18 protein-coding genes are annotated in these 23,146 nt (G+C 64.2%); 5 read left to right on the top strand and 13 right to left on the bottom strand.

What is annotated here, in order from left to right; translation table 11 throughout:
• Positions 1-42: 42 nt before the first annotated feature.
• A complete protein-coding gene (gene msuE, locus ACYHH6_RS06330) occupies positions 43-600 on the bottom strand; it encodes an FMN reductase (RefSeq protein ID WP_352582545.1) in 558 nt (185 codons plus the stop codon).
• 333 nt (positions 601-933) lie between these two features.
• On the opposite strand from msuE, the gene ACYHH6_RS06325 reads away from it, so the two are divergent.
• Positions 934-1,953 carry an LLM class flavin-dependent oxidoreductase gene (locus tag ACYHH6_RS06325; RefSeq protein WP_352582547.1) on the top strand — a complete coding sequence of 340 codons (1,020 nt, stop codon included), beginning with the start codon at positions 934-936 and terminating at the stop codon, positions 1,951-1,953.
• A 45-nt stretch (positions 1,954-1,998) separates the two neighbouring features.
• Here ACYHH6_RS06325 and ACYHH6_RS06320 read toward each other — a convergent pair whose 3' ends face one another.
• The 5 genes from ACYHH6_RS06320 to ACYHH6_RS06300 all read right to left on the bottom strand — a co-directional run bounded on the left by ACYHH6_RS06320 (position 1,999) and on the right by ACYHH6_RS06300 (position 8,603).
• Positions 1,999-2,844 (bottom strand): fumarylacetoacetate hydrolase family protein, encoded by an 846-nt coding sequence (locus ACYHH6_RS06320; protein WP_192255150.1) that lies wholly within the window; start codon positions 2,842-2,844, stop codon positions 1,999-2,001.
• Positions 2,845-3,057: 213 nt separating this feature from the next.
• Positions 3,058-3,789, bottom strand: a complete 732-nt coding sequence (locus ACYHH6_RS06315) for an SDR family oxidoreductase (RefSeq protein ID WP_352582549.1) — start codon at positions 3,787-3,789, stop codon at positions 3,058-3,060.
• Between the two features lie 183 nt (positions 3,790-3,972).
• The gene (locus tag ACYHH6_RS06310) at positions 3,973-6,339 is read right to left on the bottom strand and encodes an aldehyde dehydrogenase family protein (RefSeq protein ID WP_352582551.1); all 2,367 of its coding nucleotides are present in this window, start codon (positions 6,337-6,339) and stop codon (positions 3,973-3,975) included.
• 166 nt (positions 6,340-6,505) lie between these two features.
• Positions 6,506-7,555, bottom strand: a complete 1,050-nt coding sequence (deoC, locus tag ACYHH6_RS06305) for a deoxyribose-phosphate aldolase (RefSeq protein ID WP_352582553.1) — start codon at positions 7,553-7,555, stop codon at positions 6,506-6,508.
• Positions 7,556-7,775: 220 nt separating this feature from the next.
• On the bottom strand, positions 7,776-8,603 hold the full coding sequence (locus ACYHH6_RS06300) for a ferredoxin--NADP reductase (RefSeq protein WP_352582555.1): 828 nt from the start codon (positions 8,601-8,603) through the stop codon (positions 7,776-7,778).
• Between the two features lie 222 nt (positions 8,604-8,825).
• Between ACYHH6_RS06300 and ACYHH6_RS06295 the strand changes: the two genes are divergently transcribed.
• Both ACYHH6_RS06295 and ACYHH6_RS06290 read left to right on the top strand, forming a co-directional pair.
• The gene (locus ACYHH6_RS06295) at positions 8,826-10,910 is read left to right on the top strand and encodes a hydantoinase/oxoprolinase family protein (RefSeq protein ID WP_488500410.1); all 2,085 of its coding nucleotides are present in this window, start codon (positions 8,826-8,828) and stop codon (positions 10,908-10,910) included.
• Between the two features lies 1 nt (position 10,911).
• Positions 10,912-12,597 (top strand): hydantoinase B/oxoprolinase family protein, encoded by a 1,686-nt coding sequence (locus ACYHH6_RS06290; protein WP_352582559.1) that lies wholly within the window; start codon positions 10,912-10,914, stop codon positions 12,595-12,597.
• 40 nt (positions 12,598-12,637) lie between these two features.
• Here the strand turns inward: ACYHH6_RS06290 and ACYHH6_RS06285 are convergent, their stop codons facing one another.
• Complete coding sequence (locus ACYHH6_RS06285; RefSeq protein WP_352582561.1) at positions 12,638-13,528, bottom strand: SGNH/GDSL hydrolase family protein; 891 nt, start codon at positions 13,526-13,528, stop codon at positions 12,638-12,640.
• A 253-nt stretch (positions 13,529-13,781) separates the two neighbouring features.
• On the opposite strand from ACYHH6_RS06285, the gene ACYHH6_RS06280 reads away from it, so the two are divergent.
• Both ACYHH6_RS06280 and ACYHH6_RS06275 read left to right on the top strand, forming a co-directional pair.
• Positions 13,782-14,552, top strand: a complete 771-nt coding sequence (locus ACYHH6_RS06280; RefSeq protein WP_352582563.1) for an ABC transporter substrate-binding protein — start codon at positions 13,782-13,784, stop codon at positions 14,550-14,552.
• Between the two features lie 70 nt (positions 14,553-14,622).
• On the top strand, positions 14,623-15,738 hold the full coding sequence (locus ACYHH6_RS06275) for an aminomethyl transferase family protein (protein WP_352582565.1): 1,116 nt from the start codon (positions 14,623-14,625) through the stop codon (positions 15,736-15,738).
• 84 nt (positions 15,739-15,822) lie between these two features.
• On the opposite strand, the gene ACYHH6_RS06270 is transcribed toward ACYHH6_RS06275, so the two are convergent.
• From ACYHH6_RS06270 to ACYHH6_RS06245, 6 genes are read right to left on the bottom strand one after another with little or no spacing between them, the layout of a single operon-like run.
• Positions 15,823-16,278, bottom strand: a complete 456-nt coding sequence (locus tag ACYHH6_RS06270; RefSeq protein ID WP_352582567.1) for a MarR family winged helix-turn-helix transcriptional regulator — start codon at positions 16,276-16,278, stop codon at positions 15,823-15,825.
• Complete coding sequence (locus ACYHH6_RS06265) at positions 16,275-16,859, bottom strand: amino acid synthesis family protein (protein WP_352582569.1); 585 nt, start codon at positions 16,857-16,859, stop codon at positions 16,275-16,277. Before ACYHH6_RS06265 ends, ACYHH6_RS06270 begins: the two co-directional genes overlap by 4 nt.
• Positions 16,852-17,736: a UPF0280 family protein gene (locus ACYHH6_RS06260; protein ID WP_352582571.1), complete on the bottom strand. Its 885-nt coding sequence runs from the start codon at positions 17,734-17,736 to the stop codon at positions 16,852-16,854. Before ACYHH6_RS06260 ends, ACYHH6_RS06265 begins: the two co-directional genes overlap by 8 nt.
• Complete coding sequence (locus ACYHH6_RS06255) at positions 17,736-19,277, bottom strand: 6-hydroxynicotinate reductase (RefSeq protein WP_352582573.1); 1,542 nt, start codon at positions 19,275-19,277, stop codon at positions 17,736-17,738. The genes ACYHH6_RS06260 and ACYHH6_RS06255 overlap by 1 nt, the downstream gene beginning before the upstream one ends.
• The gene (locus ACYHH6_RS06250; RefSeq protein ID WP_352582575.1) at positions 19,274-22,099 is read right to left on the bottom strand and encodes a molybdopterin-dependent oxidoreductase; all 2,826 of its coding nucleotides are present in this window, start codon (positions 22,097-22,099) and stop codon (positions 19,274-19,276) included. The genes ACYHH6_RS06255 and ACYHH6_RS06250 overlap by 4 nt, the downstream gene beginning before the upstream one ends.
• On the bottom strand, positions 22,096-22,959 hold the full coding sequence (locus tag ACYHH6_RS06245) for an FAD binding domain-containing protein (protein ID WP_352582577.1): 864 nt from the start codon (positions 22,957-22,959) through the stop codon (positions 22,096-22,098). The genes ACYHH6_RS06250 and ACYHH6_RS06245 overlap by 4 nt, the downstream gene beginning before the upstream one ends.
• Positions 22,960-23,146: the final 187 nt, after the last annotated feature.

The raw sequence follows: 23,146 nt of genomic DNA, 5'->3' as shown, positions 1-23,146 counted from the left end.
GTCCTTCTGGTCTGTGCGGGAAGGGATGTTGCGTGCTGATCTTCAGGCGGCACGGACGACGCTGTAGGGCACGCCGGCCACCCGGCATGCCTCGGCCACTGCCTGCCTGGCTCGCGCCTGGACGGCTTCGGACACCAGCACGCCATTGGCGAAATCCTTGTCCGAGGCGTAGATCGCGGTCGGCAGGGTCTGTGCCTCGAAGAAGCCGAACAGCGGCCGCAACTGGTGCTCGACGACAAGTGAATGCCGCTCGCCGCCGCCGGTCGCCGCAAGGATGACCGGCTTGCCGCGCAGCGATGCCGGGTCGAGCAGGTCGAAGAAATGCTTGAACAGCCCGGTATAGCTGCCTTTGAAGGTCGGTGAGCCAACCACCAGCACGTCGGCGCCCAGCACCTGGTCTACAATGGCGCGGGCCACCGGATCGAGATCGCCAAGATGCCGTGCCGATGGGAAGGACGGACCGAGATCCTCGATGTCGAAGACGCTCAAAGCCGCGCCGGCACGGCTCGCCACTTCACCGGCGATGTGGCTGACGAAAGCCTTGGTCTTGGACGGACGGGTAAGGTTGCCAGACAACCCCACCACCAGCTTTCTCGACATTTTTGCGGCTCCTTGCACGATGGTATGTGCATTAAGGCTACCGATTTTGTAGAATTTAATGAGCGAGAAGATTTCAAAACCAGCCCGTCAAGCGAATGGAGTTTGCGGCACATCGCCTTTCCTTGGTTCATTTGGCCCAAAAAGCGGCGCGCCAGATGCCGGTTCGATATTCGCTGGCTCTGACAAATAGACAATCCTGGTGCTTTGCATGCCGATGGGTATGGTCGCGAAACCGTCAAGGGTCGGCGCCATTGACACTGCGTTGCGTCAGATACGATTGAACCCAATCGCACGGGCGACGAAGTAGGGACCTGCAATGAACAGGATGCGCGCATGAAAAAGATCGGCTTTCTTTCCTTCGGCCATTGGTCGCCCTCGTCGCAATCGCAGACGCGCTCGGCCGCCGATGCGCTTTTGCAGTCGATCGACCTGGCGGTGGCGGCCGAGGAGCTTGGCGCTGACGGCGCCTATTTCCGCGTCCATCATTTTGCCCGCCAGCTTGCTTCGCCCTATCCGCTTCTAGCCGCAGTCGGCGCCCGCACCAGCCGCATCGAGATCGGCACCGCCGTCATCGACATGCGCTACGAGAATCCGCTGTATATGGCCGAGGATGCGGGTGCTGCCGACCTGATCGCCGGCGGCCGGCTGCAGCTCGGCATCAGCCGCGGCTCGCCGGAGCAGGTGATCGACGGCTGGCGCTACTTCGGCTACGTGCCGCTGGAAGGCCAGAGCGACGCCGACATGGCACGCAACCATGCCGAGGTTTTCCTGAACGTGCTGCGTGGCGAAGGTTTTGCGCAGCCCAATCCGCGGCCGATGTTTCCCAACCCGCCCGGAATGCTGCGCCTCGAGCCGTTCTCGGCCGGCCTGCGCGACAGGATCTGGTGGGGCGCCGCCACCAACGCGACCGCCGAATGGGCGGGCAAGCTCGGCATGAACCTGCAAAGCTCGACGCTGAAGTTCGACGAGAGCGGACAGCCGCTGCACGTCCAGCAGGCCGAACAGATCCGCGCCTTCCGTGCGGCGTGGAAGGAAGCCGGCCATGCGCGTGAGCCGCGCGTCTCGGTCAGCCGCAGCATCTTCGCGCTGGTCGACGACCGTGACCGCGCTTATTTCGGCGGCAACGACAGCGAGGACCATTTCGGCTACATCGAACCCGAAAAACGCGCCGTGTTCGGACGTACCTACGCAGCCGAGCCTGATGTGCTGGTCGAGCAGCTGAAAGAGGACGAAGCGATCGCCGAGGCCGACACGCTGCTTCTGACCGTCCCCAACCAGCTCGGCGTCGAGTACAACGCCCATGTCATCGAGGCGATCCTGAAGCACGTCGCGCCGGCTCTCGGCTGGCGCTGACGCGAGCGCCAGCCCTCGAGCAAGCAGACTTAAGAGAAGAGGCGGCTAGACATCCGCCTTGAAGGTCTGCTTCTGCTGGCCGAGCCCCTCGATGCCGAGCTCCACCACATCGCCGGCCTTCAGGAACACCGGCGGCTTCATGCCAAGCCCAACGCCGGGAGGCGTGCCGGTGGAGATGATGTCGCCGGGATGCAGCGACATGAACTGGCTGAGGTAGGAGACGAGATAGGCGACGCCGTAGACCATGGTCTTGGTCGAGCCGTTCTGCATGGTCTTGCCGTTGACCGTCAGCCACATTTTCAGGTTCTGCGGGTCGGCCACTTCATCCTTGGTGACCAGCCACGGGCCGGTCGGGCCGAACGTGTCGCAGCTCTTGCCCTTGGTCCACTGGCCCTGGCGCTCGGCCTGGAAGGCGCGCTCGGACACGTCATGGGCGACGGCATAGCCGGCGACATAATCCAGTGCGTCGGCCTCGCTGACATATTTCGCCGTTTTGCCGATGATCACGGCGAGCTCGACCTCCCAGTCGGTCTTTTCCGAGCCGCGCGGGATCAGCACGTCATCGTCGGGACCGACAATGGCCGAGCTGGCCTTCATGAAGATGATCGGCTCCGGCGGCACGGTGGCGCCGGTTTCGGCGGCGTGGTCGGAATAGTTCAGCCCAATGCAGATGAACTTGCCGGTGCCGGCAACGCAAGGGCCGAGCCGGGGCTTTCCGGACACCGCCGGCAGCGACTTCGGATCGAGCTTCGACAATGTCTCGAGCGACGCCGGATCGAGCGTCTTGCCGGCAATGTCAGGGACATGGCCTGAAAGATCGCGGATCGTTCCATCCGCATCGAGCAGGCCGGGGCGCTCGCTCCCAACCTCGCCATAGCGCAGCAGTTTCATCTTGCTCTCCAAATTGCGGCCCAAGGCCGTTTTCAAACTCGCTCCGCCAAGCGACAACAGTCTGAGGCGGACCTTAGCAATCGAATCCGACCTCGGCCAAGCGCAGGTGCCACATCAGGCGCCTGGCAGGGTAGGATTTTCAGACTTGGCGATCCTGATCATCCATGATTTGCCAGACCACTTTTGCTGACGCGAAACCTGCGGTTTCGGGATCTAGATGGACCAGCCGCCGTCGATATTATAAGCCTGCCCGGACGTATAGGTTGCACCGGCCAGATAGACGGCAAGATCGGCGATCTCTTCGGGCGTCCCGAGGCGGCCCATCGGCTGGCGGGCGATGAAGGCCGCGCGGGCGGCATCGTAATCTCCCTGAGCATGCATACGGTCCTGCAGCGACGGGCTTTCGACCGTGCCCGGGCAGATGGCGTTGCAGCGAATGCCCTTGCCGACATAGTCGGCGGCAATCGCCTTGGTCAGGCCGATGACCGCCGCCTTGGTGACGCCATAGGCGAAGCGGTTGGGAACGCCTTTGCCGGCGCCGGCAACCGAAGACATGTTGATGATCGAGCCGTCGCCGCGCTCCAGCATGCCGGGCAGCACAGCCCGGATGGTGCGGATCATGGCGCGGACATTGAGGTTGAAGGCGAAATCGAGATCGGCATCCTTCATCTCGAGGATCGACCCGGAATGGACGAAGCCGGCACAGTTGAACAACACGTCGACGCGGCCGATTTCAGCAAAGCCCGATGCCACCGCATCATCGTTGAGAACGTCGAGCTTGCGGGTCTTGATGCCAGAGGTCTTGGCGAGTTCGGCCAGCAGCGCTTCGTTGATGTCGGTGGCATGGACGACGGCACCTGCCTTGGCGAAGGCCAGCGCGCTCGCCTTGCCGATGCCTTGCGCCGCCGCCGTGACGACAACGACCTTGCCTGCCAGATCCGCCATTCGTCTTCTCCTCCGTCCGTTTGCGATCAACCGGCTTTCTACCGGCAGACGGTCGCGATGCATTGTGCCAGGCGAGCACATTGTGCCGCCTGCGCCCAACCCGATAAATGTTTTTTCTCGTTAAAGAACATTATTTCCGGCGTCAAGCCCGACGGTCCGCTCCGAAGACGGGAACACGAATCCTCAGTCGCCGTAAGGCACCCAGACGTTCTTGACCTCGACGGCGCGGCGCAGCAAGGCATCGCCTGCGGCCTCGTCGGACGTCCAGTCGAGGCTGCGGCCGTTGCCGGTCCAGACGCGCTTGAGATTGCCGATGGAATCGGCCTCCGCCTTGGCGCAGGTGTCGGCATCCGCGAACAGCCAGAGCCCGTCGACATCGTCGTGCTTGGCCAGAACGCCGGCAAGTTCCGCCGTGCGGCCGGTGACGATGTTGATGGCGCCGGCCGGAACGTCGGAATATTCGATCACCTGGTAGAGATCGGTGGCGAGCAGCGGGTATTTTTCCGACGGCACGGCGACCACGGTGTTGCCCATGGCAAGGGCTGGGGCGATCAGAGAGATGAAACCGAGCAGCGGCGCGGTGTCGGGTGCTACGATGCCAACGACGCCGACCGGCTCGTGCAGGGCGAGCGTGACGGCGCGGGCCGGCGGCTGATGCACTCTGCCCTCGAACTTATCAGCGAGGCCGGCATAGAGGAACAGGCGCTCGATCGACTGTTCTACTTCTTCCCGGGCGGCCTTGGCGTCTGTCAGTTCGGCGAGACGGGCAGCGAATTCGGCGGCACGCCCGGACAGATTTTCGGCGAGGTAATAAAGCACCTGGGACCGGTTGTAGGCGGTAGCCTCCGGCCAGGCCTTGCAGGAACGGGCGGCAGCAACGGCGTCGCGGATATCCTTGCGGTTGCCGAGGCCGACTTCGCCGGCCATCTTGCCCTTGGCAGTGGCTATCGCCAGCGAGTAATTGCCGTCCGGGCGGACCTGCTTGCCGCCGATAAACAGCTTTGCCGTGCGGTCGATGGCGCCGCCGTCCGATTGCTCGACCGGCTGCGCGGAAGACGTCGCCGGCTTGATCACCGGACCGAGCGGCAGCTTTGCCGCGAGATATTCGAACATGCCCTCGCGCCCGCCTTCGCGACCAAAGCCGCTTTCGCGGTAGCCGCCGAAGCCGCAGGCGGCGTCGAACATGTTGGTGCCGTTGACCCAGACGACGCCGGCCTTCAGCTGCGGCGCGACATGCAGAGCGAGGTTGATGTTTTCGCTCCACACCGAGGCGGCCAGACCATAACGCGTGTTGTTGGCAAGCTCGATCGCTTCCTCGGTGTTGCGGAAGGTCATGGTGGCCAGCACCGGGCCGAACACTTCCTCCTGCGCCAATATGTTAGCCGGCGAAACACCGGTGGCGAGTGTCGGCAGATGGTAATAGCCGGAAGACGGGAGTGCTGCATCCGGCTGCCAGCAGACGGCACCCTGTTTCGCCCCTTCGGCGACCAGGCCCTTGACCCGGTCGAGCTGTGTGGCGTCGACCAGCGGGCCGATATCGGTGTTCTTGTCGAGCGGGCTGCCGACGCGCAGCCGGCTCATCCTGACCTTGACCTTGGCGATCAAGGCCTCGGCAATGCCTTCCTGCACCAGAAGCCGCGACCCGGCGCAGCAGACCTGGCCCTGGTTGAACCAGATGCCGTCGACCAGGCCTTCGACGGCGCTGTCGAGATCGGCGTCCTCGAAGACGATGAAGGCCGACTTGCCGCCGAGTTCCAGCGACAGTTTCTTGCCCGACCCAGCAGTGGCTTTCCTGATGATCTTGCCGACCTCGGACGAGCCGGTGAAGGCGATCTTCTGGATGCCGGGATGGTTGACGATAGCGACGCCCGCTTCAGGCCCGCCCTGGACGATGTTGACGACGCCCTTCGGCACGCCGGCGCGTTCGCAGATTTCGGCGAACAGGATGGCGGTGAGCGGCGTGAACTCGGCCGGCTTCAGCACCACCGTGCAGCCGGCGGCAAGCGCCGGCGCGATCTTCCAGGCCAGCATCAAGAGCGGAAAATTCCACGGGATGATCTGGCCGACGACGCCGACGCCCTTATGGCCAGGGAAATCCTTGTCCAGCGCCTGCGCCCAGCCGGCATGATGGATGAAATGGCGGATGGCGAGCGGCACGTCGATATCGCGGCTTTCGCGGATCGGCTTGCCATTGTCGATTGTCTCAAGCACCGCGAACAGGCGCTGATGCCGCTGCATGGCGCGGCCGATGGCATAAAGCACCTTCGCGCGCTGGTAACCCGAGGATGCCGACCATTTCGGCAGCGCCTTGGTGGCGGCGGCAACGGCTGCGTCGATGTCGGCGGCGCCGGCATCGGAGACCTTGGCCAGCAGCTTGCCGGAGGACGGTTCGCTGGTGTCAAAAGTCTTGCCGCTGGCGGCGGCCTTCCAAGCGCCGTCGATGAACAGCGCCTTGCCGAAGTCGCGCGCGGCGAGCCAGGCATCGGCCTCGGTGCGGGCTTCCGGCGCCGGGCCGTATTCCATGGCGTGATAGCGTTCGAGGATGTTCATGTGGTGCCTCCTTCACCCTCCCCCTTGTGGGGAGGGTCGATCGGCAAAGCCGATCGGGGTGGGGGTAAATTTCTGTCTGTTCGATTCATTCGACTGCGGATCTGGTTTCCTGACCCCCACCCCGCCGCTGCGCGGCGACCCTCCCCACAAGGGGGAGGGTGGGAGCTCACGCCATCGCGTGGCGATGATTGGCCGAATAGTGCCCGGTCAGGTGGTGCTCGAGCTGACGTTCGATATCGGTCAAAAGGCTCGAAGCGCCGAAGCGGAACAGGTCGGGCTCCAGCCATGGCCGGCCCAGCTCCTCCTTCATCAGCACCAGCCAGTCGAGCGAGGCCTTGGCGGTGGAAATGCCGCCGGCCGGCTTGAAGCCGATGAGAAAGCCGGTCTCCTCGAAATAGGCCCTGATGGCGCGCACCATGGCGAGGCCGACGGGCAGCGTGGCGTTGACGCTTTCCTTGCCGGTCGAGGTCTTGATGAAATCGGCGCCGGCCATCATCGCCACCATCGAGGCCAGCATGACGTTGCGCAGCGTGGCGAGGTCGCCGGTGCCGAGGATGACCTTGAGATGCGCATCGCCGCAGGCTTCGCGCATCGAGACGATCTCGTTGTAGAGTTCCTGCCATTTGGCGCCGAAGACCAGGCCGCGCGGAATGACGACGTCGATCTCGTCGGCGCCATCGCGCACCGAGGCCTCGATCTCCTGCAGGCGCGTCGACAGCGGTGCGAGGCCGTGCGGAAAAGCGGTGGAGACGGCGGCAACATGGATGCCGGTGCCGCGCACCGCGTCAACGGCCGTCGCCACGAAGGGATGATAGACGCAGACAGCCGCCGGGCGGATCTTTGCGCCCTCTATGCCGAGGCCCTCGACGATGTCGCGGCGGAAAGGATTGATCGCCTTGGCGCAAAGACGGCGCACGCGCTCTTCGGTGTCGTTGGAGTTCAGCGTCGTCAGGTCCATGCAGGAGACGGCGCGCAGCAGCCATGCCGCCTGGTTGTCGGCCTTGATCGAGCGCCTTTTGGTCAGGCTGGCGACGCGGCGTTCCAGCGCCGAGCGGTTGACGGAGCGCACCGATTCCATGAAGCCGAGATCAAGCCGCATGCCGGTGTTGCGGGCTATACCATGCGACTGTGGGACAGGGGTGTTGGCTGCCGCCCGCGCTGGCAGCGGCGTGACCTTGGACGCGCCGAGATCGGCTTCGCGGATTGTGCTGCTCATCTCCTGCCCTTTCGCTCGACGATTTTACGTCGTGGTGCGTGTCGTTGTTCCCGGGCCACAAAGCAGCTTCGGGCGACACACGCCGAAGATAGCCCGTGAATCGATGCTTCACGAGTCCTTCAAGCGGTCATATCGGAAAAAGGCGGCGAAAGCAGCTGAATTTTGACCGTATGGTCAAAACATCGATCCGAGAGCGCCGGCGCCGAAGCGCCGGCAGATATTAGCCTACGAAAGCGCGTTCGACGACGAAGCTCGAGGGATGGCTGAGCGAGCCCTCGTGGAAGCCGAGGCTTTCGGCCAGTTCCTTGACGTCCTTCAGCATGTGCATCGAGCCGCAGATCATGATGCGGTCCGTCTCCGGATTGAGCTTCTCGATGCCGAGGTCGGCGTAGAACTTGCCGGAGCCGATCAGCGCGGTGATGCGACCCATGCGCGCCGATTCTTCGCGGGTCGTCGAGTTGTAAAGGGTGACGCGGCCGCCGGTCAGCTCACCGATCAGCGGATCGTTCTCGAGCCCCGCCACCAGTTCCTGGCCATAGACCAGTTCGGCATTATCGCGGCAGGTGTGGGTCAGGATGAGCTGGTCGAACTTGTCGTAGGTGTCGGGATCGCGCAGCAGGCTGGCGAAGGGAGCAATGCCGGTGCCGGTCGAAATCATGAACAGCCGCTTGGCCGGGGTCAGCGCGTCGACGACCAGCGTGCCGGTCGACTTCTGGCGCATGATGACGGTGTCGCCGACCTGGATCTTCTGCAATTCGGAAGTCAGCGGGCCTTCCGGCACCTTGATCGAGAAGAACTCCAGCTCTTCGTCCCAGGCCGGGCTTGCCACCGAATAGGCGCGGTACACCGGCTTTTCGGCATTGGGCAGGCCGATCATGACGAACTCGCCGGAGCGGAAGCGCAGCGACTGCGGACGGGTGATGCGGAACGAGAACAGCCGGTCGGTATAGTGCTTCACCGAGACGACGGTTTCGGCATAGACATTGGCCGGAATCGGGAACTGCAGCGGACGGGCGCCGGCGGTGTTGAATGCGGATGTGGTGTTCATCAAATCCAACTCTGTCTTGCCCACTCACATATGCGGGCGCCAAACCATTTCCTGCGCGCCCGAACCATTCAGGTCCCGGCGTGCCGTTCACACACTCCAAAGCGGTAAGCTCTTGTGTCCGAAATTTATTAGTATACAAACGATATTTGTGTCAAGATACCGCACTAAAACAGCTTTCCAAACTGCGGCGTATTCGTAGTCCTGCCATTTCGGGTTTCGACAATGAAAGAGAATTTTTCGGTGCAGCAACCGGATTCCCTGGGTAACGTCGTTGCCGGCATCGATGTCGGCGGCACCTTCACCGACCTCATTTTGATCGACGGCAAGGACGGCGGGCGAGTGCATATCGCCAAGACGCCGACCACGGTCGACAACCAGGCTTTCGGCGTGGTTTCAGCGCTTGGCGTCACCGGCTTTGCCATAGACGGCATCGACCTCATCGTACATGGCACGACCACCACCACCAATGCGGTGCTGGAACGCCGGCTGGCGAAAACCGGCATGATCACGACAAGGGGATTTCGCGATGTGATCGAGCTTGGCCGCCGCACACGGCCACAGCCCTATGGCATGACCGGCAGCTTCGTGCCGATCATCCCGCGCGACCTCAGGCTCGAAGTGTCGGAGCGTGTCGAGGCATCGGGCGCGGTGCGCACGCCGCTCGACGAGCCGGAGATGCGCGCGGCGGTGAGGGCGCTGATCGCGGCCGGCTGCGAATCCCTGGTCATCCATTTCCTGCACTCCTATGCCAACCCCAGGCATGAGCGGCGCGCTGCCGAAATTGCCGCCGAGCTCTGGCCGAATGGCTACATCACCACCGGCCATGCGCTGCTGTCGGAAGCACGCGAATTCGAGCGCGGCGTGACCGCCGCAGTCAACGCCTCGGTGCAGCCGATCCTCGAACGCTATGTCGAGCGGCTGCGCAAGGAGTTGGCGGCCAAAGGTTATGCCCGCGACTTCCTGATCATGAACGGCAATGGCGGCATGATCTCGGCCCGCTTCGTCACCCGCGAATTTGCCAAAACCGTGATGTCGGGCCCGGCCTCGGGTGTCATCGCGGCCGCCTATACGGGCAAGCGCGCCGGCTTCGAAAACCTGGTCACCTACGATATGGGCGGCACCTCGACTGACGTGGCGCTGATCCGCAACGCGGAGCCCGCCGTCTCGAACGAGATCGAGATCGAATATGCGATGCCGATCCATGTGCCGATGGTGGCAGTGCATACGGTGGGCGCCGGCGGCGGCTCGATCGCCCGCGTCGATGCGGCCGGGCTGATCCAGATCGGCCCCGAAAGTGCCGGCGCCAATCCCGGCCCGATCTGCTACGGCCGCGGCGGCGCCGAGCCGACCATCACCGACGCCAATCTGGTGCTCGGGCGGCTGGCGCCGAAAAAGCTGCTGGCGGTCGAGAATCCGGTCACCGTCGAGCGCGTCACCGGTATCTTCGAAGACAAAATCGGCAAGGCCACCGGGCTCTCCGGCGTCGAGGCGGCGGGCGCAATCCTGCGGCTCGGCAACATGAAAATGGCCGGCGCCATCCGCATGGTCTCGGTGTCGCGTGGCCATGATCCGCGCGATTTCGCACTGTTTGCCTTTGGCGGCGCCGGACCGCTGCACGCCTCCGCTTTGGCGCGCGAACTCGGTCTGCCCCGTGTGCTGGTGCCGGCGCGTCCGGGCATCACCAACGCCCTCGGCTGCGTCGTCGCCGATCTGCGCCACGACTTCGTCAACACCATCAACCAGCCGGTCGCTGTGCTCGATGAAACCCAGCTCCATATGGTATTGGAACGGCACCGAAACGAAGGCGAAGAGCTGATCGGCAAGGAAGCGGTGAAGCCGGAGACGATCCGTGTCACCCATTCCGCCGACATGCAGTTTGTCGGCCAGACCCACATCATCAACGTGGCGCTGCCGTCGTCCTCGGTGACCCGGAGCGAGCTGCAGGCGCTGTTCGAAAAGGCCTATTTCGCCCGCTTCAAGGTCGAATTGCCGGAAATCCGCGCCAATCTGGTCAACCTCAACACCTCGGTGACCGGCGTGCGGCCGGCGATCGACCTATCGCGACTGATCGACCCGGCCGGACGCGCCAAGACGCTTGACGAGGCGCTGCGCGAGACAAGGCCAGTCTGGTACGCCGGCCGCTGGCACGACACGCCTGTCTATGCACGTGAAAAACTGCCGCTCGATGCCGTCATCGAGGGGCCGGCGATCCTCGAACAGATGGACGCCACCACGGTGCTTGAACCCGGCGACCGCGCACGTTCGGACGCCGACGGCAACATCATCATCGACATCGGCGAGGCCTGAGATGCAAAAGCTCGACGCCATAACGCTTTCGGTCCTCCAGGCGGCCTTGCAGCAAGTCTGCGACGAGATGGACCTGACCTTCTCGCGCGCCGCCTTCTCGCCTGTCATCGCCGAGGCCAATGACCGCTCCGACGGCATTTATTCGGCCGTCGACGGTTCGCTGATCGCGCAAGGCAGCCAGGGCCTGCCGGTGTTCGTCGGTGTCATGCAGTACTCGACCAAGACGGTGATCGAGATGATCGCCGACGGCCGCTGCCTGGCCCCCGAACCCGGCGACATCTACATCGTCAACGACCCCTATCTCGGCGGCACGCATCTGATGGATGTGCGTTTCGCCATGCCGGTCTATCGCGACGGCAAGATATTTTGCTGGCTATCGAATACCGGCCATTGGCCCGATATTGGCGGCTCGGTGCCGGGCGGCTTCTCCGCTTCGGCCACGGCAGTCGAGCAGGAAGGGCTGCGGCTGCCGCCAGTAAAACTGTTCAAGAAGGGCGTGCTCGACACGGAAATCTACGCCATTATCTGCTCCAACATCCGCGTTGCCGACCAGCGCATCGGCGATATCCGGGCGCAGGCCGCGGCACTGTTGATCGGCCAGGACCGGCTCAACGGAATCCTGGATCGTTACGGTGACGAAACTGTTGTCGAAGCGATTGCCGAACTGCGTCGCCGCGCCGCCGAACAGATGCGTGCCAACATCTCCGCCATTCCCGACGGCATTTACCGCTCGACCGCCTTTGTGGACTCGGACGGCGTGGTCAACGAGCCGCTGACCATCGCGCTCGCCGTCGAGAAGAAGGGCGACACGCTGACGTTCGATTTTGCCGGCTCGTCAAAGCCCTGCGCCGGGCCGATGAACAGCGTGCTGGCGACGACACTGTCGTCGGTCTATCTCGCCATGCGCCATATTTTCCCTGATGTGCCGATCAGCGCCGGCGCTTTCGAGCCGCTGATCGTCAAGCGGCCTGAAGGCACTTTCCTCGATGCCAAATATCCCCGACCGGTTTCAGGCTGTGCGGCGGAAGTCTCGCAGCGCATCGCCGAGGCGGTGTTCGCGGCGATGGTGCAGGCGCTGCCGGACAAGGTGACGGCGGCTCCGGCCGGCTCCAGCGGCAATTTCGCGCTCGGCGGCAACGATCCGGTGCGCAGCCGCGACTATGTCATGTACCAGATCTCCGGCGGCGGCTATGGCGGCAATTCCGGCCATGACGGCCTGACCAATGGCTGCTCTACCATCGGCATTTCGAAATCGCCGCCAGTCGAAATCATGGAGCAGGCGTTTCCGGTGCTCTATCGCCACTATGCCCTGCGCGAAGGCTCGGGCGGCGCCGGCAAGCAGCGCGGCGGTTTCGGGCTCGCCTATGAGGTCGAGATATTGCGCGGCGAGGCGCGCGCATCCTTCGTCATGGATCATGGCCGCTTCGGCCCGCAGGGCGCGCTCGGCGGCAAGGACGGCGCGGTGAACACGGTGACCGTGTTTCGCAGCGGCGAGGAACATGTGCCGCCGCATCTGTCCAAGGAACAGGACATCGCACTCAAGGCCGGCGACCGCGTGCGCGTCGGCACGCCGGGCGGCGGCGGCTATGGCGATCCGCGTCAGCGCGATCCGAAACTGGTCGCCGAGGATGTCCGGCTTGGCTACTATACGGCAGAGCAAGCCAAGGACCTGTTCGGGGCCAAATGAACTCGACGGCCTTGGGCGGCGTCGAGCGCCTATCCAATCATCAGGTCTGCAGTTTCGCCTTCAGGGCGTCGGCGAATTTCTGCGCGATCTTCTTGAAGCCGGCGGGATCGGGATGCAGCTCGTTGGCCCAGTCGGCCACCTTCAGCGTTCCCTGCGTGTCGACCAGGTGAAAATTGTTGCGCGGCTCGTCGGCCAGACGCTTCACCACATCCCGGAATGCCGCCAGCGCCGCGTGAACGATGACCGTGCCCTTGGCCACCGACCAGTTGCAGAAATCGAGCGACGGCTTCAGCCACGGACCGGCACAGGATGGATGCGCGCCGTTCGGAATTGGAAAATCGTAGCAATGGCCGAAAATCGGCACGCCAGGCGCGACGCGGTCGCGCAGAGCGAACAAATCGAGATAGCAGGCCTCGACCATGCCCAGCGCCTTTGCGAAGCGGTCCTTGTTCAGCCCGGCGGCATGGCCGTCGTTGAAGTCGAGGAAGATGCAGAACTGGTCGCCGGCAATGTCGTTGCCGCCGGCCGAGAACAGGATGGCGTCGGGCTTGCCGTCCAGCCAGTTCGCCTTGTTGCGCAAGGCTGAAATCATCCGTTGCTGCTTGGGCAGCGACATCTCGTCGGTCGCCGCATCGCCGTGATGAGCGAGGTTGAGGATCGTCGGCGGCATCGAGCCGATCCGGCGCAGCTGCGCGATCACATCGGTGTCGACAAAGGGAAACCCGTTGCCGGTCAGCGGATAGTCGAACCAGGAATCGCCCTGCGCCAGCATCACCAGCGGGCGGTTGGCGACGGCGGCCTCGAGATTGCCGGCACTTTCCCTCGCGGCTTCAAGACGCTCGATGTTGGCCTGGTGAACCTTGACGCGCTTGGCGATGTCTTCGTCGATGCGCCGTTGCGCGGCTTCCTGCACGAATTCCTGCTGGTCCATTGAGGTCCTCCCATGACCGCCACAAGGGCTGAACTGCCTGTCTCAATTCAGCATCTGCCCGCGCACATCATCAATATGTAATTTACCTCACAGTCAGGGCAGCCGCCGCGCCGTGATCGCCGCAGAGCATGTCGTTTCCGTCTCCGCCGCGCATCGCAAAGACCGTAGACTTCTATCTTGTTTTTGCGCAATTCCTGGGGGGACACCGCCCACACTTTCCCTGGAATTGCTTTGGTCAACGGGGAACCAGAACATGCGTCTTTTCGGTCGTTTCGTGCTTGCCGCTGCCACCGCTCTGCTGCTTGCCACCGGTGCTGCCTCTGCCGAGAAACTCAGGATCGGCACGGAGGGCGCCTATCCGCCCTTCAACTATGCCAATTCGGACGGCACACTGGGCGGCTTCGACATCGATCTCGGCAAGGCGCTGTGCGCCGAAATGAAGGCCGAGTGCGAGTTCTCCGTGCAGGATTTCGATGGCTCCATTCCGGCGCTGCAGGCCGGCAAGTTCGACGCCATCATCAACATCACCATCACGCCGGAGCGCGCCGAGAAGGTCGAGTTCACCCACAAATATTACCAGACGCCGCCGGCCATCGCCGTGCCGAAGGATTCGACCGTCGCCGGGACGTCGCCGGACGATCTGAAAGGCAAGGTGCTGGGCGTGCAGAGCGCCACCATCCACCAGAATTTCGCCGAGAAGAAATACTCGGGCTCGACCGTCAAGGCCTATCCGACCGGCGACGACGCCCGCACCGACATGGCCAATGGCCGGCTCAACGCGATGATGGACGGCTCGATCATCCTGACCGAATGGCTGAAGAAGCCCGACGGCGCCTGCTGCAAATTGCTCGGCACACTGACCGCCGACCCGGCCATTCACGGGCCGGGCGTCGGCATTGCCCTGCAGAAGGGCAACAAGGAGCTGGCCGACAAGTTCAATGCCGCCATCGACGCGCTGCGCGCCAACGGAAAATACAAGGAAATCAACGACAATTACTTCTCGTTCGACGTCTACGGCAGCTAATTTCCTCCCAAGCCTGACCTCGGCAGCGCCGTCAGGCGCTGCCGTTTCTCTTTGATGACGGAGAAGTTTCTTGGTTGAGCGGCGCTCCCCTTTCTACAACAGCATCGTTGGGCTCGGCGCCACGATGGGCCGGGTCGGCGGCAATTTCGTTTCGGCCAAATATTATTCCGGCATTGCCGATGAGCACCTGAACACCCGCAAGAATGTCGGCGTGCAGGACCTCAGCACCATGGGCAAGATGGACATCAAGGGGCCGGAAGCCGAGGCGCTGGTCAACCACGTCATCGTGAATGATGCCGCTGCGATGAAGCCGGGACAGGTGCGCTATTCCACCGTCTGCCGCGACGATGGCGGCATCATGGACGACCTCACCGTGTTTCGGCTGGCGCCCGAGCATTTCATGCTGGTGACCGGCTCGGTCAACCGGCTGAAGATGCTGCCCTGGCTGCAGCAGCATGCTGAGGGCCGAAAAGCCTATGTCACGGATATCACCGCGGCTGTCGCTTTCCCGACCATACAGGGGCCGCGATCACGCGCGCTTCTGAAGGTGCTGGTGTCGGACGCCGATCTCGATGGGCTCAAGCGCTGGGCATTCACTTCAGGGCGCGTCGGCGAGACGAAGGTGCTGATCTCGCGCACGGGCGTGACCGGCGAACTCGGCTTCGAACTGTTCGTGCCGGCCGACGAGGCTGCCTCCGTCTGGGACGCCCTGATGCGGACCGGCGGCGATTTTGGCCTGAAACCTTACGGCGTGCTGGCGATGTTCACGCTCGGGCTGGAGAAGGCCTATCCGGCGCATGGCATCGACATGGACGAGACCCGCACTCCATTCCATGTCGGACTCGATCGCTGGATCAAGTTCGACAAGGGCGATTTCATCGGCCGCGACGCACTGCTCAAGATCCGTGACAAGGGGCTCGACGAGCGCTGGACCGGTCTGATCCTCGACGGCAACAGGCCGGCGGCGACGGATGCCGGGGTTCTGGCCGATGGCGAGGATGTTGGCGTGGTCACCTACAGCGATCACGGCTATTCCCTGGGCAAGGTGCTGGCGACGGCGCATCTGCGGCTGCCGTTCACCGCCATCGGCACCGAACTCAGCATCGACATTGACGGCAAGCCGACACGCGCGGTGGTGGCGTCGATGCCGTTCTTCGATCCAGAAGGCGCGCGGCTGCGCGCTTGAAATTTCCTTGTTTGACGCAATTCCCAAGGGAAGGCGCTACGCGCTTTTCCCGGGAAAACCGCTTCGCACTTTTGCTGGAATTGCTTAGGCGAGTTTCGCCAGCAGCCGCATAAAGGTAGCCGCCTCCTTGGCGGTCAGCGGCGCCAGCGTTTCCTGGGTGATGGCGCGTGCCAGCGGGATCAGCCGCTCGATGGACTCGCGTCCCTCAGGCGTCAGATTGACCAGCAACCGCCTTTTATCGACCTCATGCTTGGTGAGATCGACCAGGCCGCGCGCTTTCAGCCGGTCGATCACGCCCTTGACCGTTGCCGCATCCATGGCGATCAGCGTGCCGAGCTGGTTCTGCGAGGTCTCGCCGACATCGTGCAGCTTGGCCAGCGCTGCGAATTGCGGCGGCGTCAGGTCGCCGATCTGCGATGCAAAGATCGAGACATGGCGCTGATGCGCCTTGCGCAGGATGAAGCCGACCTGCTCCTGCAGGCGATAATCGTGATCGTCAGGCTCTTCGGCCTCGACCAGCTTGAGCTCACCGCCGCTCATCGCAAGCCGTCCCAGGCCTTGATGTCGCCAACCGCCAGGCCGCCCATGCGATCATGCACGCGCGGACCGCAGCTCATGGCCAGGCAGAACAGGATTTCGTCGGGACGCGGCCCGTCGCTGAGGCCGACTTCCATGGCGTCGAAATGGCTGCGCACATAGGCGGCGTTGGTGTGACCAAGCGGCACGTCGAGCCGCGAGCCGAAGGCGCCGACCTTGGTTGCCGACGGCACGATCGCCTTGGCGTCGCCGAGCCGCTCGCGCATGGCGTAGCCGCCCGGCACATGCCACAGCGCGCCATGCTCGAGCTCGCCCGCCGACCCGACAATGGTGCCCTTGCCGTAGGCGTCGATCTGCTTGATGTCGCCCCCCAATGCGGCAATGAGCTTGTCGGTGAGCAGCAGGCCGAGCGGCTTCAGATCGTCCATGGCGCTCTGCAGTTCTTCCACGTAGCGGCCGGCAAACGGGTTCTTGACCAGCGCCACGGCTGCGGCGCGGCGGCGCGGCGTGGCCGCGAGCGGCCCGCCATCGTGAAAGATCTCTTCGGTCAGAACCGCGATCTTGCGGATCGGAAACTCAGGCATGGGCAACTTCCTTCCCAGGACTTTTGTTGGGCGCGGCAAGCGCCATGGAACCACTGATGCGGGTCTCACCGCCAAGAAACAGCGCCGATGCGGCGATCAGGCCGCGCCGGCGAAAATCTTCTGCGACAGCAAGGCCATTGTCCAGCGCCCGCTCCACGTCGCCAAGGGCAAGCGTGCCGACAGCTTGTGTCACCAGCCGCGCGCCCAGATCGCTGTCCGGCGCGAGATCCTGTGCGGGAATGCGCTTGATGGCGGGATTGCCGGGCAGGTCGACGGCGTTGGCAATGAGCGTCGCCGCCGCGTCGGCCTCGGCGCCAGTGCGCGCCAGCACAGTGACGGCATCGGCAATGCCCAGCGAAAACGAGCGGCCGCGCCAACCGCTGGTGGCGACGCCGCGCACACCGTCTGCCGAGTGAATCGTGATGCGGTCGGCCATACCGTTGCCAGTGCCGGCGATCGCAAGGTTCATTGACTGGCCCCTGCCGATATGGAGCGCGCTGTCGCCGCCATTGTTGACATAGGCGCGATCGAGCTTGCGGCCGGCAAGCAGTGCGGCGAGCATTTCGTCGGCTACCGATCCTGCAACGGCGGCCATCGGCGTGATGAAGCATTCCGCCAAGGGAATGACGGCTGCTTCCATGCGGCGCGCCGTCGGGCCGGCGAAGGTGCGCGGCGCCAGGAAAAATGCCGGCAGCCGCAGTTCGGGCAGCTCCTCGACCAACTCGATCAGGATCGTCTGAAAGCGCGCGACGGCCTGGTCGTAGGCGGCACGACTCTCATCCACCTCGCCGAAGGCCTCGACGATGAGGTCGATCGGTCCGTGGTTGAGATGCAGCCGCTTGCCGTCCTGCAGCCAGTTGACCTGCGGGCCCTGCATCAGGTGGCCCCGTTCGAGCCGGCGCGGCGCAACTGCGCCAGCGGTGGCCACGGGTTCTGAGCCTCGGCGCCTGTACCGCGGCGCGGATTGAGGTATTCGCCACCCTTGGCAACAATATCTTCGACGCTGCGTATCTCGGCCTCGTAGCCGCCCAGCCTGATATAGTCGTCGCGGCGCAAGGTGAATTCGATCGGCGCCACCAACGCCGGCGTCGGCACATGGCCGAAAGCGCCTTCCGGCACCCGCGTGACGTCGACCATCAGCGTGATGCCGCCGCCCGGCCAGACATAGACCGGCGCGCCGCCGACCGTTACATAGGTCTTCAGGCCCTGCACCGAGCGGGTGAGATTGACCGGGTTTTCGGTGACGCCGGCGCGCAGCGAACCGCCGGCGCCGCCGATGAACAGCACGGTGCAGAGCGCCGGCTCACAATTGTCCTCGATCAGCCCGACCGATTTTTGCAGCCGTTCCGGGAATGGCTTTTCGACCGGCTTCAATTCGTCATCGAGTTCGTAGAAGGCAAACTGCTCGCCCGTGGTCGACACCATCAGCAGCGATAGGCCCGGACGCGCGCCCTTCTTGGAATTCCACTCGCCGAGGATCGACAGCGGATCGGAAATCGAGGTGCCACCCCAGCCGAGGCCGGGCTCGGAGACTTTGAAATAGCGGCCCGGCGTCGAACGGCGGCCGATGATCTTGATGCCGGTCTCCTGCCAGCCCAGCACCTTGCCGGCCTGATGCTCGGAGACAACGCCGGTGATGTGGTCGTCGACCACCACCACCTCGTCGACCAGGCCGCGCCATTGCGTGGCGAACATGCCGATGGTGGCGGAGCCGCAGCCGACGCGCATGCGGTGTTCCTGCTTGCCGTCGATGACAGGTGGTTTGCCGGCTTCGACGATGATGGTGGCGCCGCCGTCGATGGTCAGTTCGACCGGCTTGCGGTTGCACAGATTGAGCATCGCGTCACACGTGGCGCGTCCCTCTGCCTTGGAGCCGCCGGTCAGATGATGCACGCCGCCCAGCGACAGCATCTGCGAGCCGTATTCGCCTGTGGTGACATGGCCGATCGCTTCGCCTTGCGAGCGCACGATTGCCGTTTCGGGGCCGAGATGGCGGTCGGTGTCGATCTTCACCTTGACGCCGCAGTACGAAAAAATGCCCTCGGTGACCACGGTCACCAGATCGACGCCTTCGACCTCCTGGCTGACGATGAACGGCGCCGGCTTGTAGTCGGGATAGGTGGTGCCAGCGCCGATTGCGGTGACGAAGCGGCGGCCGGTGTTGACGAGTTCGCCGTCCCATTGCTCGCCTTCGGCCGTGAAAGGCACGACGGCGGCGCCGCTCTCGGCCGCGTGGTCGAGAATGGTCAGCGGGTCCATGCGCACGATGCGGCCGCCTGAGTTGCCGTAGCGATCGCAGGCGCCGGTGCGGCCATCGGCGATGTAGCACATGACCGGACAGGCATCGCAGCGGATCTTCTCCGCCACCAGCTTCTCGCCGGGATCGTGGGTTTCGAAGCGTTCGGCAAGCTCGCTCATCGGCCGGCCTCCTTTTCGCGGATGCCATCTTTTGCGCGGATGCCAGCGCGGATGCGCGTCGGCGTCGCCGGGACCTTGGTGATGAGCACGCCGGTGGCGTGGCGGATGGCGTTGAGGATCGCGGGTGCCGTCGGGATCAGGACATGCTCGCCCAGGCCCTTGGCGCCGAACGGGCCTTCCGGATCGGGAACCTCGATCAGAATGTGCTCGATCGGCGGCACATCGCCGATGGTCGGGATGAGATAGTCGTGCAAATTCTCGGTACGGCCGGGGATATACTCCTCCATCAGCGCCATGCCGATGCCTTGCGCAATGCCGCCTTCGATCTGGCCTTCGACCAGCAGCGGGTTGATCGCCTTGCCGACATCGTGCGCGGCGGTGATTTTCAACAGCTTCACGGTGCCGAGCTTGAGATCCACTTCGAGTTCGGCGATCTGCGCGCCATAGCCATAGACGGCGTAAGGCTTGCCCTGGCCCTTGGCATCGAGCGGCAGCGTCGGCGGATCGTAGGTCTCCTCGGCGCGGAAGACGAAGCCGTCCGCATCCACATCGAGGGCGGCGAGATCGATGCGGCGCGTGGCTTCACCCTCGCGGATGACGAGCGCCGCGCCGTCCAATTGCAAGGCCGCGTTCTCCGAGACATTGGCAAAGCGCAGGATTTTTTCGCGCAAGGCGCAGCCGGCTTTTTCGGCCGCCTTGCCAGTGACGAAGGTCTGGCGCGAGGCCGATGTTTTGCCGGCGTCGGGGCTGATCGCGGTGTCGGCGCTTTTCAGCCGGAATCTGTCCAGCGGCAGGCCGAGGGCGTCCGCGCAGATCTGGGTGATGACGGTGTTCGAGCCCTGGCCGATATCGACGGCGCCCTGATGCAGGATGACCTCGCCCGCTGGCGCAATGCCGACCCTTATGGTCGACGGATTGGGCAGCGAGGTGTTGCCGCAGCCATACCAGCAGGACGCGATGCCGACGCCGCGCTTTTTGCTCGTATTGGAGGAATTGAATGTATCTGCGTCGGCCGTCGCGCGAGCCCAATGCGGCCGCAAAGCATCGAGGCATTCGAAAATACCGACTCCCGACTCCAGCCTCTGCCCGGTGACCGTTTCGGCGCCGTTCCGAAGGCAGTTTTTCAAGCGGAAATCGAGCCGATCCATATTAAGCTTGCCGGCGAGCTCATCATAGAGCGTCTCCTGCATGATAGTCGCCTGCGGCACGCCGAAGCCGCGGAAGGCGCCGGAGATCGGCCCGTTTGTGTGGATGGCGCGGCCTTCGGCCCGATAGTTCGGCGTCGCATAGGGACCGGAGGCGTGCACGGGCACGCGGTTGGCGACGGTCGGGCCCCAGCTGGCATAGGCGCCGGTGTTGAAATCGCCTGTGAAGACCATGCCGGTGACCCGTCCCTCGGCATCGACGCCGATGGTTGCCTTCATCTCGGAGGGATGGCGCTTGGTGGTCGACATCATGGATTCGTTGCGGGTGTAGGCGAGCGCTGCCGGCCGGCCGGTCTTCAGCGCCACAAGGCCGATGAGAGGTTGCAGCGAGACGTCCAGCTTCGAGCCGAAACCGCCGCCGGTCGCGGTCGGCACGATGCGGACCTTGTCGACGGCAAGGCCGAGCACTTTCGCCGTGTCGTCGCGGTCCATGTAAGGCGCCTGGGTGCAGGCGACGACGACCAGAGTGTCGCCATCCATATAGGCGTGGCCGGCCTCCGGCTCGATATAGGCATGCTCGACATAGGAGGTGTCGATGGCTCCGGTCGCGGTGAAGGCAGCGCCGGCAAGAGCGGCCTCGGGGTCGCCGCGCTCGACAAAGCCCTTGGTCAACAAATTGTCCGGGCGGTTGGCATGGATCAGCGCAGCACCTTCGGCCTGCGCGTCGCCGGGCTGCAGAAAATGCGGCAATTCGGTCCAGCGGACTGGGAAATCACTGAGGTCAAGATCGAGCATCGCCTCGCGCTCGCCGGCGACCAGCGCCACAGCCTCGCCGCGCAGGCGGGCAAAGCCTTCGGCCAGCGCCGGCTGATCGGCAAATGGACCGATGACGCCAAAACAGTTTTTGCCTGGAATGTCGGCGGCGGTGAAGACACCGACGATGCCGGGATGCTTCTTCACCCAGCCATCGAGATCGCCGAACGCGAAGCTGGCGTGATAGTGCGGCGAACGGACCACCAGCACAGCCATCGCATCGGTGGGGAAAGAATCACCGCCGAACTTTTCGCCGCCGGTGACTTTTGGCACGCCGTCGAGCCGGACTGGAGAGGCACCTACGGCATTGCCCGACTGAGGCAAACGGAGATCAAGGCTGGACACCTGCAAGGAGGCATCCATCACCGCCGCGATGATCTTCCTGTAGCCGGTGCAGCGGCAGAGGATACCGCCCAGCGCATCCTGCACCTCGACCTCTGTCGGGTTCGGCTTTGTCTCCAGCAGCGCCGTGCCCGCGACCAGCAGGGCCGGCGTGCAGATGCCGCATTGCGCCGCGCCATGCGCCAGGAAAGACCCCTGCAGCGCCGACAGGCGGCCATTGGCGAGGCCTTCGACGGTCGTCACCGATGTCCCGGCCGCGGAGGCCGCCGGCATCAGGCAGGCACAGACGGCGTCGCCGTCGACCAGCACCGTGCAGGCGCCACAATCGCCGGCATCGCAACCGACCTTGGTGCCGGTCAGCTGCAATTCGTCGCGCAGAACCTGCGAGAGCCGGCGCAGCGGCGGCACATTGACCGAGACGGCGGCGCCATTGACGGCGAAAGCGATATCCGCACGCTCGAGGCCGAAGCCCGGCACGAGGTCGGGCAGAGCTTCTATCGCCTCAGACCGAACCTGGCTCATGCCGCCACCATGCTGTTGTCGTTCGTCAGACCGCAGGCTCCCAGCACGGCGCGGGCGACAAGCTCGCGTGCCGCGTCGAGCCGGTATTCGGCGCTGCCGCGCACATCGGCGATCGGCGACAGCTCGGCCATCGGCGCGGACAGGACCGCATCGGCGAGTGCCGGGCCGGCAGGTTTGCCGCGCAGCACAGCTTCGACACCGGCGAGCCGCCTGGCGACAGCTGAACAGGAGCCGACGGAAACGGCCGCTTCCGTGACTATACCGTTGTCGACGACAAGGCGCGCCGCCACCATGGCGATGGAGATGACGAGATAACGCCGCGCACCAAGCTTGACAAAGGCTGAGCTGCCGGCGGAAGCGCGCTTCGGAATGCGGATGGCGGTGGCCAGTTCGCCGGGCAGCAAAGCCGTGCGGCGGTTGCCGAGAATGAACCCCTGCAGCGGCAGGTAGCGCGTCGCTGCGACTGACCGCAGTTCGACCTCGGCGTCCAGCACCAGCAGACCCGGCACGCCGTCAGCAGCCGGCGAGGCGTTGCAGAGATTGCCGGCGATGGACGCGACATTCTGGATCTGCAGCGAGCCGACCTCACGCGCGGCCTGCTTCAGCGCATCGAAAGCCGCCGGCAAGGGATGGCGGACCAGATCGGTCCAGGTGGTGCGGGCGCCCAAAACCCAATGGCTCTCGGTCTCGGCGATGCCGCGCAGGCAAGCCAGGCCATTGATGTCGAGAACATTGTCGCGGAACGGCTTGGCGCCTTGCGCCGGATAGAAATCGGTGCCGCCGGCAAGCACGCGCCAGGCGCCCTCGCTCAACATGGCGAGCGCCTCGTCCAGCGTGGTGGGTTTCGCGTAACGGATCACGCCTGCCTTCCCAAGAAATGGGCCTTCCCAAAAAGTGGGGTCTTCCCGAAACCCCGCCAGTATTCGATCTGGCCAAATTCATTCGTATGCAAATGATATCAAGCTGGCGGGAATTGTCAAAGCCGGAGTTTGCGGGAAGCTGGTCACCACGCATTTGTTACGCTTGCAGAGGTTGACGCAGGCCGCC

The sequence above is a fragment of the Mesorhizobium sp. P171375 genome (assembly GCF_057786075.1).
Note: the sequence above shows the minus strand (reverse complement) of the source record. Positions and strands in the feature narration are given on the sequence as shown.

What these genes read in the sequence shown, in the direction of transcription:
- ACYHH6_RS06325 (WP_352582547.1), top strand. Translation starts at nt 934, where the DNA reads ATGAAAAAGATCGGCTTTCTTTCCTTCGGCCATTGGTCGCCCTCGTCG.
- ACYHH6_RS06300 (WP_352582555.1), bottom strand. Translation starts at nt 8,603, where the DNA reads ATGAACACCACATCCGCATTCAACACCGCCGGCGCCCGTCCGCTGCAG.
- deoC (WP_352582553.1), bottom strand. Translation starts at nt 7,555, where the DNA reads ATGAGCAGCACAATCCGCGAAGCCGATCTCGGCGCGTCCAAGGTCACG.
- ACYHH6_RS06295 (WP_488500410.1), top strand. Translation starts at nt 8,826, where the DNA reads ATGAAAGAGAATTTTTCGGTGCAGCAACCGGATTCCCTGGGTAACGTC.
- ACYHH6_RS06280 (WP_352582563.1), top strand. Translation starts at nt 13,782, where the DNA reads ATGCGTCTTTTCGGTCGTTTCGTGCTTGCCGCTGCCACCGCTCTGCTG.
- ACYHH6_RS06270 (WP_352582567.1), bottom strand. Translation starts at nt 16,278, where the DNA reads ATGAGCGGCGGTGAGCTCAAGCTGGTCGAGGCCGAAGAGCCTGACGAT.
- ACYHH6_RS06255 (WP_352582573.1), bottom strand. Translation starts at nt 19,277, where the DNA reads ATGAGCGAGCTTGCCGAACGCTTCGAAACCCACGATCCCGGCGAGAAG.
- ACYHH6_RS06290 (WP_352582559.1), top strand. Translation starts at nt 10,912, where the DNA reads ATGCAAAAGCTCGACGCCATAACGCTTTCGGTCCTCCAGGCGGCCTTG.
- ACYHH6_RS06310 (WP_352582551.1), bottom strand. Translation starts at nt 6,339, where the DNA reads ATGAACATCCTCGAACGCTATCACGCCATGGAATACGGCCCGGCGCCG.
- ACYHH6_RS06260 (WP_352582571.1), bottom strand. Translation starts at nt 17,736, where the DNA reads ATGCAGGGCCCGCAGGTCAACTGGCTGCAGGACGGCAAGCGGCTGCAT.
- ACYHH6_RS06320 (WP_192255150.1), bottom strand. Translation starts at nt 2,844, where the DNA reads ATGAAACTGCTGCGCTATGGCGAGGTTGGGAGCGAGCGCCCCGGCCTG.
- ACYHH6_RS06250 (WP_352582575.1), bottom strand. Translation starts at nt 22,099, where the DNA reads ATGAGCCAGGTTCGGTCTGAGGCGATAGAAGCTCTGCCCGACCTCGTG.
- ACYHH6_RS06285 (WP_352582561.1), bottom strand. Translation starts at nt 13,528, where the DNA reads ATGGACCAGCAGGAATTCGTGCAGGAAGCCGCGCAACGGCGCATCGAC.
- ACYHH6_RS06265 (WP_352582569.1), bottom strand. Translation starts at nt 16,859, where the DNA reads ATGCCTGAGTTTCCGATCCGCAAGATCGCGGTTCTGACCGAAGAGATC.
- ACYHH6_RS06315 (WP_352582549.1), bottom strand. Translation starts at nt 3,789, where the DNA reads ATGGCGGATCTGGCAGGCAAGGTCGTTGTCGTCACGGCGGCGGCGCAA.
- msuE (WP_352582545.1), bottom strand. Translation starts at nt 600, where the DNA reads ATGTCGAGAAAGCTGGTGGTGGGGTTGTCTGGCAACCTTACCCGTCCG.